We start from the raw sequence: 12563 nt of genomic DNA, 5'->3' as shown, positions 1-12563 counted from the left end.
CCCGTGGTTGCCCTTCTTGGCTTCGCCTAACATCAGAAGAGTGTTTCAACCCAAGCAGCCGATTTATGAACAAGCGCATTTCTCAAATGGCAAGCCTACTCGTCATTGCTATCGGATGTCTCGTGCTGCTTGGTTGGCAATTTGACATCTGGCTACTCAAAAGTGGTTTTCCCGGTATGACTTCGACCATGAAAGCAAACACGGCACTTTGCTTTTTGCTGGCTGGAGTATCCTTGAGATTGTTGCAGTACCAAAGAACCCGACTGCACAATCGCATCGCTCAAGGGATGGCCGGATTCATAATTATCATCGGTGTGCTGACGCTGAGCCAGTATATTTTTGGTTGGAAGCTGGGTATTGATGAGTGGCTTTTCCGAGATTTCGTGTCTTCAGCGACTCCTTATCCGGGAAGAATGGGAGTAAATACCGCCCTCAATTTTGTGCTGATGGGACTAGCACTGTTACTGTTAGGGCAAAATTCCCAACGGGACACTTGGTTGGCTCAAATTTTTAGTAGTGTTGCAGCTTTAATTTCTCTACTAGCTTTATTTGCACACCTATTCAATGTCGATATTCTTGAAGGGTTGGTCACAATTAGGACGACTCAACCCCTAGACACGATCGTCACCTTTTTCATCCTCTATGGAGGAATTTTATGGCTCCGCCCCAAGGAAGGATTAATGCAAGTAGTAACCAGTCCCCTGGTCGGCGGAGTAATGGTTCGGTGGTTGCTGCCTTGGGGGACAATCTTTCCAGTGACAGTGAACTGGTTCACTCTTCAGGGACAAAATTTAGGCTGGTATAACGCTAATTTTGGCTATACATTGCGTTCAACTGTTATGGTTTTCACGTTCTCAATTCTCATCTTGGGGACGGCTCGCTTTTTGAACCAGATAGATTACAAGCGCCAACAAGCGGAAAAAGAAATTAAAAAACTTAACGAAACTTTAGAAATTCTTGTGGCTGAACGAACAGATGCTTTACAAAAATCGCAGGCTCGTTTTGCGGGAATTCTAGAAATCGCCAATGATGCAATTATTTCAGTCGATCGCACTCAACGCATTACCCTGTTTAATCAAGGGGCAGAAAAGATGTTTGGCTATAAAATGGAGGATATTTTAGGGGAGCCACTGAATTTACTGCTGCCAGAACAGTTTAGAGATGCACATCCGCAGCATATCAAACAATTTGCACACTCTTCTACCAGAGCGCGAAGAATGGGAGAACGAGGCGAGATTTTGGGCCGTCGTCGAGATGGAACGCAGTTTTCGGCTGAAGCCTCTATTTCTAGGCTGGAAATGGGAGAGGAAACGGTATTTACTGTTATTCTGCGCGATATTAGCGATCGCAAACAAATTGAGATGGCTTTACGAAACAGTGAAGAGCAGTTTCGCCATGCGTTTGAAGATGCCTCTATCGGGATGGCGATCGTTTCACTTGATGGGCACTGGATTAAAGTCAATCCTGCCTTATGTCAGATTCTTGGCTACTCCTCAGAAGAGTTGTTAGCGTTAACTTTCCAAGACATTACCCATCCTGACGATTTAGACGGGGATCTTAGTTATGCACATCAACTATTAGCAGGAACAATTTCAACTTACCAACTGGAAAAACGGTATTTCCATAAACAAGGACATATTATTTGGATTATTCTTAATGGATCGCTAGTACAAGATGGACAGGGAAATCCACTGCATTTTATTTCTCAAATTCAAGAAATTACGGCTCGAAAAGAAGCTCAAAAAACGCTAGAAATTCAAAGCGTTATCATGAATAACATGGGAGGAGGAGTGTGTTTGATTAAAGCCTCAGACCTCACGATAGTCTACACCAATCCTACCTTTGACGCTATGTTTGCCTACACAGAGGGCGAACTCATAGGTCAATCCGTTGGTGTCTTGAATTATGTCGATACAAAGGTTACACCAGAGGTAACCGTTCTAGATATCCTCACTCAAATTGAACAGAGCGGGGAAGCGAAATATGAAGTCCACAATATAAAGAAAGATGGAACTCTCTTTTGGTGCAGAGTTCATACATCCATGTTTGAGCATCCTGAATACGGAACTGTATATGTTGCCGTTCAGGAGGACGCAACAGAGCTAAAACTGGCTGAGCAAGCCTTGCAAGCTACCACAAATCGCCTTAACTTTCTTCTAAACTACAGCCCCGTTGTCATTTTTAGCAGTAAACCTGCTGGCGATTATAGCGCAACGTTCATCAGCGAAAATATCAAAGATGTATTGGGCTACGAAAGCAGGGAGTTTTTAGAAGATTCTAAATTTTGGGTGAATCACTTACACCCCGATGATGTAGAACCCGTGCTTAATGGCTTAGCAAATTTATTCGTTAATGATTTTTACTTCCACGAATACCGTTTTCGTCGCTCCGATGGGGTTTATCGCTGGATGCTGGGTCAGCTTAGGCTAATTCGAGATGCTTCAGGTACACCAGTAGAAATCTTGGGATATTTAATTGACATTGGCGATCGCAAACAAGCTGAGTTGGAATTTCAGCAGGCAAATGAAGCAAACCAAGCGAAGACTGTCTTCCTCGCCAATATGAGCCACGAACTCCGCACCCCCCTCAACTCAATTTTGGGATTCACGCAATTGATGAGCTATGAGAGCAATCTGACTCCTTCTCTTCAAGAACGTTTACAGATTGTGAATCGTAGCGGTAGACATTTATTGGACTTGATTAACGATATTTTAGATTTATCCAAAATAGAGAGCGGACGGATGACACTCAATCTTTCTGACTTTGATTTGACAAATTTGCTGGCTTCTATTGAAGAAATGTTCCAAGTTAAAGTCCAATCTAAAGAAGTACAACTAATTTTCGAGCTAGCTCCCGACTTTCCTAAATTTGTGCATAGCGACGAGAAAAAACTCTATCAAGTCTTGGTCAATCTGCTCGGTAATGCGATTAAGTTTACCAACCAAGGAAGCGTCACCCTACGGGTAAAAGCAACACAAAGAGACAAAACATCCTGTCACCTATGTTTTGAAGTTGAGGATACAGGCGTAGGAATTGCGCCCACAGAAATTGATAGCTTATTTAAGGTATTTGTGCAATCCCAAGCTGGGAATAATTTGAGTCAAGGCAGCGGGCTTGGTTTAGCCATCAGTCAAAAACTCGTCAAACTCATGGGCGGTAAAATTCGCGTTAAAAGCACTTTGCACCGAGGTAGCACTTTTTCCTTTGAGATTCCTGTAAAGTTACCTCAAGCAGAATCCGTACCCCCAGAATCAAGTAATCAAAGAGTAATTGGTTTAGCTCCCGGACAACCAACTTACCGGATTCTGATTGTTGAAGATTTAGAAGAAAATCGCCGCTTGTTAGTCGAGATCCTTACCTCGGTTGGTTTTGAGGTAAGAGAAGCAAAACAGGGAGTGGAGGCACTCTCACTGTGGGAGAGTTGGCAGCCGCACCTGATTCTGATGGATTTGCGAATGCCGATCGTGGATGGCTACACTGCTATTAAATATATTAGAGAAGGCCCTCAGAGCCAAGAAACTGTCATTATTGCTTTAACTGCCAGTGTTTTGGAAGAAGAGCGAGAGAAAGTTCTTAGGGCTGGCTGTAACGATTTTATAAGCAAGCCATTTCAGCAGAGAGACATCTTTGACAAACTTGCTAAATATTGGGGAGTGCAATATATCTACGAAGTCCTAGGACAAACTCCACAAAAACTATTGGTTGAAACGCTTTCTGTAGAAGATATATCCATGATGCCCCCTCAGTGGTTAGAACAAATGTATCACGCCGCTTACTATCTCGATACCGAAGTTATGAACGAATTAATTGTACAAATTCCCGAATCTCAAGCAGGTTTATCCAAGGCACTAACGGATTATATCAATAATTTTAATTCTGATCGAATTATGGAGCTGATTCGACCTCTGCTGCCGAATCCACTTTAGCTATCGAGTTTAAGGACAAAGAAGCTATAGTGCTTTCAGCAGTGGCTATATTTCCAAGAGAAACCAACCTGGGAAAAGATTTGGAAGTTTTTGGAGATATGTGTTGCAAATATCTATCAGCATGAGGCAATGGCATACACATTAGATGGAATGTGCTGTATCATATAGCAATTATATTTTTGGTGTAAAGGCGATTTATTTTTTTTATTAACCGCAGAGGGCGCAGAGGCCACAGAGAAAGAGAAAAGAGAGACAGAAATGATTGATTTAACCGGAAAGGTAATTTTAGTAACTGGCGGCTCGAAAGGGATTGGTGCAGTGACGGTGCGGACTCTGGTTAATGCTGGGGCTGAGGTGATTTTGCATTACTTTCGCAGTCAAAAAGAAGCTGAAGCGATCGCAGCAAGTGTTGCGCGCGATCGCTGTTATTTATTGGCAGCAGATTTGATGGTGGAAAACGCGGCCTCGACTTTGTGGCGAGATGGTTTAAAATGGCGGGGTCATATTGATATTTTAGTTAATAATGCGGGGATTATGCAGTCAGCAGGTATAGAGGACGAGTTCGATATTTGGTCGTCAGCTTGGCAGCAAACTGTACAAGTTAATTTAGTTGCGGTGGCTGATTTGTGCCGGGAAGCAATTATTTATTTTAAAACTCGCAAGGGCGGTACAATTATTAATATAGCAAGTCGCGCTGCTTTTCGTGGCGATGACCCGAATTATCTGCACTACGCCGCGTCAAAAGGTGCTATTGTTGCTTTAACTCGCAGCATTGCTAGAGGGTTTGCGGCTGAGAATATTTTGGCTTTTACAGTTGCACCGGGATTTGTCAGTACAGAAATGGCAGATAAGTTTATTCAGGAGTTCGGCGAAGCTGATATTATTCGCGATATCCCGATCGGCAAAATCGCTCCTCCTCAAGATGTTGCCAATGTTATCGCGTTTTTAGCGTCGGGCTTGGCGTCACACGCTACCGGGACAACGATCGACATTAATGGAGCCTCTTACGTGCATTGAGGCGATCGCACAACTTGCAGAAAACCTCTCATTGTAGGGTGAGTATTACGCACAGAAGCCTACCTCCAAAGACTCACCAGCACACATTTTGCTATCAACTAATTTATCACTTTAGCCAGACGCGAAAACAGCAACAAATGAATTAGGTTAATAAAAAATGCTACATTAAGGGAAACTGATTATGACAGCCGATAACAAAGCCCAAACCAAACGAGTTGCCATACTCATCGAAAATGGAGTTGAAGATTCCGAATTTTTAGTTCCTTACAACGCCTTAAAACAAGCAGGATTTGAAGTAGTTGTCCTCGGTTCCCGGACAAACGAAAAGTATGCAGGGAAACAAGGAAAAGTTGCCCAGCAGGCTGACGGAACTACCACAGAAGCAGTACCCGCAGAATTCGATGCAGTGATAATTCCCGGCGGTATGGCTCCTGATATGATGCGGACTAATCCCAATACAGTACGTTTTGTACGAGAAGCATTTGAGCAAGGAAAAATCGTCGCTGCTGTTTGCCACGGCCCGCAACTTTTGATTGAAGCCGACTTGTTAAAAGACAAAAAAGCCACAGGTTTCTTGTCAATTAAAAAAGACATGAGCAATGCCGGAGCTAACTACATCAACGAAGCTTTGGTAGTTGACGGCAACTTGATCACTTCCCGCCAACCGGGAGATTTAGCAATATTTACCACCGCAATTCTGGCTCGACTTGGTTACGGCGGAAAAGAAGTCGGTTTGCCAGAAGAAACTGACACAAATGCAGAATGGTGGAAACTAGCTAATGGTTGGGGAGGTTCAACACAAGGCGACATTGTTAAAGGTTTGAATACCGCCCTCGCAGGGGAACGCTATGCTTGCGAAGCCTTTCAAAATTATGCGGAAAAAACCCAAGACAGCGATTTGCGATCGCTCTTGAGAGAAATGATTCAAAACAAACAGCACCACATCATCGCTCTCGAAAGTCGCCTCAACGATTTTGGTGAAAAACCCTCAATTCCTGCCCAAATTGCTGACAAATACGCTAAATTAAAAACCTCGATGCAAGGAACCGATGAAACGTTCTTGCTGCGGAGCACTCTAGGTGAGTTGCAAACCGGTGTTGTCGATATCAACAACCTGCGGGTGAAGTTCACAGATCCTGTATCTACGGCCATTTTGACAGAGATAGAATCGGATTTGTCTAAGTGTGAGCAAGTCGTTGCTAAACTCTTCCGCGCCCGTGCAGTTTCCCAGGAAATTAAGTCGCCTAAACCTTCGACTAGCCCCGCTGTAAAAATGTAATTAGCAAGGGGATAAATAAGTTTGTAGTTTTGTTGAGAGGTGAAAACCCGTACCAATATCGCCACTACAAACTTGCTCTGCAATCCTACAATACACGCCTTTGCGGTAAAATAAAACCCAACACTAAAAAGCAGATATTCAACTAACTGCAAGGTGGAGGGTTTTATTTAATGGGTTCTATTTTTGTTTCAGCGGGACACGGGGCTTGAAGGAACCTTGCGGCATCCGGGGGCGGTACAAGCCCCCGGATTCATCCGTGCACAAATAAAAAATATAGTATCCGATAAGCAGCCCCCGGATACATCCGTCAAGTCGCTTTATTCAATTATTCAATTATTCAATTATTCAATTATTTAATTCTTTAATTATTCAATTCTTTAATCTAAAATCTAAAATCTAAAATCGATTGACTTGTTCCCTCTTCCTTTAGACAGGAGACATCTGGGCAATAAATGCGCTACTGTGTTGCCAATATTTTGATGAGGAAAAAAAGGCTGTGGTTCCCTTACGCGATGACAATCCCATTACTATCACTCCCTACGTCACCTACGGGCTGATTGCCGCAAACATATTAGTATTTTTGTACGAACTCAGTTTGGGCGATCGACAATTAACCCAATTCTTCTACTCTTGGGCCGTAATTCCTTGCCAGTTAAGCAATATGTGTCAGGTTGCTCTGCCAGTTTCGCCATTCCCCGAATGGACAACACTAATTAGCTCCCAATTCCTGCACGCAGGCTTTCTCCACATTGCGGGAAATATGTTATTTTTGTGGATTTTTGGCAACAACGTAGAAGACCGTTTAGGACACGTCAAGTTTATAATATTTTACCTTACTTGCGGCGTTTTAGCATCACTAACTCAGTGGTTTTTTTCCTCAGCATCTGCCATTCCGTCCCTAGGTGCTAGCGGCGCGATCGCAGGCGTGATGGGAGCTTACATTCTCAGATATCCCCAAGCCAAAGTTCTGACACTGCTACCCTTGGGAATCTTTATTACCACTGTCAGAGTCCCCGCTTTCTTCTTTCTAGGATTTTGGTTTGCACAGCAAGCATTGAGTGGCTTGGCTTCCTTAAATGCCCCGGCAAGTGTCGGCATGGAATCCGGGGGAGTTGCCTACTGGGCCCACGCCGGCGGCTTTGTTTTCGGCGCTATTCTCGGCCCTTTGTTGGGACTTTTTTCTGAAGATAATCAGATTTAATTTTTCACCGCAGATGAACCAAAATAAACGCAGATAAACTGCCAATAAATCGGCATTTGTCTGCGTTTTTATGCGGTTTCAAACCTCTGATTTTTCTCAAATTTCGGTGCTATACTTGGGGCTTGCTGAAAAAGTAAGAAAACAGCATTTAGAAAGATGAATGAACTCGCGAATCCCTTGATAATATAAGCTTTGTTTACGATATTTTGTCCCAAGCATAATCTTTATTAATCATCACAGGTGGAAAACAGGAAAAAAAGTGTATATTCTGAAATAGACATAAAAAAAGCCAAAAAGCCTGCCGTAGCAGGGCCGAAAGATTCATCACCAGAAAAGTTATGGCGATGGTGGTTTGAGAAGTATTAGAAAGTTTAGCCATCACTCTACCGAGGCTGAATCTTCTTTTACCTTCTCCAAATTTGCCCTCAATCGAGTTACGAATTCTCTCGTCTTCTAAAGCTTGTTTCTTCGTTGACTTGCTAATATTTGTCGAGGGTCTTCCTAAAGGGGGACCACTCATTCTAATTCCTCTTTCTTTGCACCAAGCTCGATTCTCGCGAGTTCGATAAATTCGATCTACATGAATTGATTCGGGATAGAAGCCTGTGAACCATTTAAATTCTTCTACTTGTGTTTTTAAGTCTACAGATTCGTTAAAATTATCCCAACTAATCCGGTCTAGAAATACATAGCCGTTACGACAACTCGCTGACAGCTTTGCCCCAAATTCGACGGATCTCCCGGCTTTTCCTCTAACTATCGGGCGGATGTGTGGTTGTGTTAAACTTACTATTCTGTCCTCAATACTATGTGTTTTATTTTCATACATCCATAACTGTTGACGGTAGACTTCTGTGACTACTAATAGCATTTTATAATAATATTTAGTCAGCCACGTTAGTTCACCCATGGCCGCGATATGAGCTAAATTTCTTTTAATATATTGAAGTTGTTTTTTAATCGCTTTTCTTCGTTTTCTTTGTGATGGTCTTCGTTTCTTTGCTACTGTCAAGTATTCTTTTCTGGCTAGGTTTCGATAAGTTCTTGGTTTTTTTTTTCGGGTGACTGAATTTGAGTGTGCAAAGCATCTATGATTGTTTCGGTTTGTTCCCTGGCTTGATTCAATATTCCTAAGTCGTTAGGATATTTAATGTCGGCTGGTGCGCAGGTTGCATCTAATATTAATTTTCCTTGATTTTTCGGCTCGCTGATGTCCGATGACTTTTTATCGACTACTTTGCCTGGTGCTTCGGTCTGCTCTTTGACCATTTTTTCATTGATTTTATTGATTAGGTTGACACCTATTCTCTGCCTAAAATGAACCAACATTGATGAGTCGAATGGTGCTTGACTGCTATAGCTGGTCATGCCTATAAAGTATTGTAAGTAGGGGTTTTCTCGGATTTGTTCTATTGTTTCGCGATCGCTGGTTCCTAACCTTTCTTTGATAATTAATGCTCCCAATGCCATCCGAAAAGATTTCGCTGGAGCTCCCATATCTACGGAAAAGTTTTGAGCATATTCTGCTTCAAATGCTGACCACGGAATTAGTTTCGCCATGATTACCCAACGATTATCTTCTAACAATTGCCCCTCAAAAGGCAAGTCAAAGTTGGATGGGGGGTTTGGGGTTGGGTCAACTTTTCGGTACATTACGAAAGTGATGTTGTACTAGGCTTTGGACAGATTTTAGCTCATAAGCTTGCACACGCGGAGCGTTCAAACCATTCAAAGTCTTTCTCTGTCGAGGTTTTAGGCTTTTTCGGCAAGCCCTATGTAGATATTTTTGAGCCGTTAATGTAAAGTATCAAAGTCGAATTTATAATTTTTTTTTATAAAAATAGTTAAAAACCGATTGTCAAACTTGAGGGTGCGGAAGGTGGATAAAAAATGACAAGTCATCTATCCAAAGACAGAAAAAGATTAAAATAAATATACTCATCTTACTATTCTGTTTCATTTAATCCTTCATAAGAAGGAAGCATCAAATTTGAGTTCTATCTAAAATGAGGGCATAACTTGATGTAAATAGAAAGGGAAGGACTCCTATGTTACTTTACAAAATTGAAGATTTTAATCCCAACTACCGCGAAGCTGCTTTTAATGGCGAAGATATCAAAGGTCTGGATATCTATGCTGGAAATACAGAGGAGAAGATTGGCTCTATCGATACCGCGCTAGTGGATGAGACAGGACGTTTCCGATATTTTGTTGTTGACACGGGTTTCTGGATCTTTGGCAAGAAGGTATTAGTTCCAGTTGCTCTTTGTCGAGTTGAGGTTGATGCAGAGCGCATCTATGCGACGGGTTTGAGGAATAAAGACCAAGCAGAAAGACTACCCAGGTATGAGGATGGGATGGTAGTTGATTACGATTATGAAGAACAAGTGCGGGGTGTTTATCGTACTCTAACTGTAGAAGGGTCTGCACCTGTAGAAGCATCATTGCCTTTAGAAACCTCATTGCCTGTACAAGAATCTGCACCAGTTTCTATGCCGCGTTCTGTCTCTAACCAAGCTAGCGCTGCTGGTTATGACCGCAACACCTACACTTACGAACAAGAGCCTCACTTGTATCAGATGAACGAGCGCGAGCATCACAAATTCCGACTCTACGAAGAACGACTGGTTGCAGAAAAAAGCCGTCACAAAGCTGGCGAGGTAGCAATTGGCAAGCGAGTTGAAACCGAAACGGCACGAGTTTCAGTTCCAACAGAAAAAGAGCGAGTTGTAATTGAGAGTGTAACTCCAGGAAAGGCAGGTGCGCCAGTAAATCGGGATACTCCCTTCAAGCAGGAAAAGGTGATGCGTATGGAAGTTTACGAAGAAACTGCTGATATCAAAAAAGAAGCTTTCGTGCGCGAAGAAGTTAACATCAGGAAAGAAGTTGAAACGGAGATTGTTGAGGCAACGGAAACACTGCGTCGCGAAGAGTTGGACGTGAAGAGAGAAGGGCGTTAGAGTGCGAATGAATTGAACAAGGGTTTGTAGTTGCGCTGTCTTCGCCCACATGAGCGTTGAAGCGCAAATACGAACTTAAAAAATCACTAGCCATGCAAACAAAGGAGAAGATTTATCCTATCTAATTGCTGGCGTTTGTCGCTAATAAGTGCAGCCTTCCTAGCTTTCTCGTTTAGCATCGCTGCGATTTGATGCAGCCGTTATTACCAGTATTATAGCGGCACCCACAGTCTACGCCTGCTAAAAGTGCTCCCCCAACAACAGTAACAACTGCAACTGCACCTTGTGGGAGATCGGCATCAGAAGTTGTCAAATCCTATTATAAAGATGCCGACAAAATTCCTAAAGATGTGGTTGATGAAGTGGCAGCAGCGACAAAAGCAAATATCCCGGTCAACTATCCAGACCCCAGAGTTGTTAATCCAACCGAGTTGCTCAGTCGGGGGAGTGCTACGGCGCTAATTCATCAAGCTTTGGTTTATCTAGGTCAGAGCGAACCACTCTCTAATAATGAGGAAGCTACAAAATACCTTCCTGCTAGTGCTGCTAAAAAGCATAATTGATTTTTAAAGCAGTATCAATCCTAAAAGCGATCGCACTTACATACTGATTTTCATCCTTGAGCGATCGCTTTGTTTTATTATTGTAAAGTAATCCGTGGATTCGGGATATTGGTATTCGTTTAGGATATCCTCGATCGCTATTTCTTTTAGCCCAAGTTAGACAACAACAGCGGTAGTGCATCGAATCAAGCAAAGCATAAAAATTCATTGGAGGCGCTTAGCCCGATCGAGCGTGCGGTCGGTTCTGTTCCTCGCGCTCTTAATTGCCATAACGATAACGTGTATTACCCCGAATTCCGCAGGCGCGCAAGACGAACGGGTAACAGTGCGTTTAGATGGTCGAGCAATGTTTCGGGTGAGTGCGGTAGAAAACGTAGATGCAACCGCACGTGCGCGGCAGATTGAGCGGCGCATGAGCCGACTGTTGGAGAATCCTACGGCGATCGCACCTCCCCGCATTGAACCGACTCAAGATAGCGATCAGCGGGTGATTACGATTGCTGGAGTCCCTGTTGTCACCGTAACTAAAGCAGACGCTCAGGATAATTTGACAACGGTTGATACGCTGGCAACTCAGTGGTCAGAGGCGATTACTACCGCCCTAACGCGAGCCAGTCAGCGCCGTCTTTCCCCTTCGGAACGCTTTGTGGCAGAGGTGCAATCCTCGGTGCAAACCGGATTTGGACGACTGGGTGAATCTGCGATCGCGATTATTCCCCGCGCGCTAGCTGCATTACTGGTGATTGGATTATTTTGGGCGATCGCGGCTTTGGTGCGCTGGTTGATGCGCGTGATTTTCCGTCACATTGTAGAAGACTTAACGGTAGAAAACCTAATCAAACAAGTCGCCTACTATGTTGTCTGGAGTCTGGGTTTTATTGTGGCCCTGGATGCCTTTGGGTTCGATCCGCAAGCAGTTGCCACCGGATTGGGTTTAACGGGTCTTGCTCTCGGCTTTGCTTTAAAAGATATCCTTTCTAACTTTATCAGCGGCATTTTAATTCTGGTATTGCGTCCTTTTGAACTTGGGGATCAAATTGTTGTCGGGGAAACTGAAGGCAATGTCGAGCGGATCGAATTGCGGGCAACCCAACTCCGTACTTATGATGGTCGAGTGGTATTGGTTCCCAATGCGGAATTGTTCACCTCGCGCATTACCAACAACACCGCCGCCCCGATTCGTCGCAGCAGCGTGACTCTGTTTATCGGCTACGATAGCGATTTGCAAACAGCGGTAACTGTGATGACAGAGGCAGCGCAAGCTACGGAAGCCGTGCTCAACGATCCGCCAGTTTCCGTGCGAATTCGAGAGTTGGGACAGGATGACATCTTTGTTGAGGTGCGGTTTTGGACGGACTCGCGGCGTACTGACTTTGTGGCGACAACCTCCGCCGTGAGAGGGGCAATCGTTCTTGCCTTCAAAGATGCTGGCATCGGCTTGCCCGATCCTGATGTGCGAATACTGATGCCGCGCCATCCCGATCAGTGGCGAACCGCATTGGGTTTCGGAGATAGCGATCGCACTCAGGATTCTGACAATGCTAGTACAGCATGGCGGAAATAAAGTACCTATTTTATGGGAGACTGGGGCTAAGTGAGATAAATTGCACTCAGAAC

8 protein-coding genes are annotated in these 12563 nt (G+C 43.8%); 7 read left to right on the top strand and 1 reads right to left on the bottom strand.

Translation table 11 applies throughout. The features are described from left to right. Window positions 1-65 precede the first annotated feature (65 nt). From QUA74_RS16200 to QUA74_RS16185, 4 genes are all read left to right on the top strand, one after another. The gene (locus QUA74_RS16200; protein ID WP_333330799.1) at window positions 66-3926 is read left to right on the top strand and encodes a PAS domain S-box protein; all 3861 of its coding nucleotides are present in this window, start codon (window positions 66-68) and stop codon (window positions 3924-3926) included. Between the two features lie 258 nt (window positions 3927-4184). Continuing rightward, on the top strand, window positions 4185-4943 hold the full coding sequence (locus QUA74_RS16195; RefSeq protein ID WP_333330796.1) for an SDR family oxidoreductase: 759 nt from the start codon (window positions 4185-4187) through the stop codon (window positions 4941-4943). Between the two features lie 181 nt (window positions 4944-5124). Beyond that, complete coding sequence (locus QUA74_RS16190; protein ID WP_333330793.1) at window positions 5125-6222, top strand: DJ-1/PfpI/YhbO family deglycase/protease; 1098 nt, start codon at window positions 5125-5127, stop codon at window positions 6220-6222. 496 nt (window positions 6223-6718) lie between these two features. After that, entirely contained in the window at window positions 6719-7423 is a 705-nt protein-coding gene (locus tag QUA74_RS16185) for a rhomboid family intramembrane serine protease (RefSeq protein ID WP_333330790.1), read from the top strand. Window positions 7424-7619: 196 nt separating this feature from the next. On the opposite strand, the gene QUA74_RS16180 is transcribed toward QUA74_RS16185, so the two are convergent. Then, a protein-coding gene (locus QUA74_RS16180; RefSeq protein ID WP_333330788.1) for an IS5 family transposase occupies window positions 7620-9076 on the bottom strand; the annotation gives its coding sequence in 2 pieces (ribosomal slippage) (window positions 7620-8482 and window positions 8482-9076; 1458 coding nt in all). Between the two features lie 395 nt (window positions 9077-9471). Between QUA74_RS16180 and QUA74_RS16175 the strand changes: the two genes are divergently transcribed. From QUA74_RS16175 to QUA74_RS16165, 3 genes are all read left to right on the top strand, one after another. Further along, window positions 9472-10383 carry a DUF2382 domain-containing protein gene (locus tag QUA74_RS16175; RefSeq protein ID WP_333330786.1) on the top strand — a complete coding sequence of 304 codons (912 nt, stop codon included), beginning with the start codon at window positions 9472-9474 and terminating at the stop codon, window positions 10381-10383. 350 nt (window positions 10384-10733) lie between these two features. Further along, complete coding sequence (locus tag QUA74_RS16170; protein WP_333330784.1) at window positions 10734-10946, top strand: hypothetical protein; 213 nt, start codon at window positions 10734-10736, stop codon at window positions 10944-10946. A gap of 325 nt (window positions 10947-11271) precedes the next feature. Further along, window positions 11272-12510 carry a mechanosensitive ion channel family protein gene (locus tag QUA74_RS16165; protein WP_333330781.1) on the top strand — a complete coding sequence of 413 codons (1239 nt, stop codon included), beginning with the start codon at window positions 11272-11274 and terminating at the stop codon, window positions 12508-12510. The last annotated feature ends 53 nt before the right edge of the window (window positions 12511-12563 follow it).

Source organism: Microcoleus sp. LAD1_D3 (genome assembly GCF_036702135.1).
Classification (GTDB): Bacteria; Cyanobacteriota; Cyanobacteriia; order Cyanobacteriales; family Microcoleaceae; genus Microcoleus.
Note: the sequence above shows the minus strand (reverse complement) of the source record. Positions and strands in the feature narration are given on the sequence as shown.

Coding starts and splice junctions, on each gene's coding strand:
- QUA74_RS16200 (WP_333330799.1), top strand. CDS start 66: ATGAACAAGCGCATTTCTCAAATGGCAAGCCTACTCGTCATTGCTATC.
- QUA74_RS16195 (WP_333330796.1), top strand. CDS start 4,185: ATGATTGATTTAACCGGAAAGGTAATTTTAGTAACTGGCGGCTCGAAA.
- QUA74_RS16190 (WP_333330793.1), top strand. CDS start 5,125: ATGACAGCCGATAACAAAGCCCAAACCAAACGAGTTGCCATACTCATC.
- QUA74_RS16175 (WP_333330786.1), top strand. CDS start 9,472: ATGTTACTTTACAAAATTGAAGATTTTAATCCCAACTACCGCGAAGCT.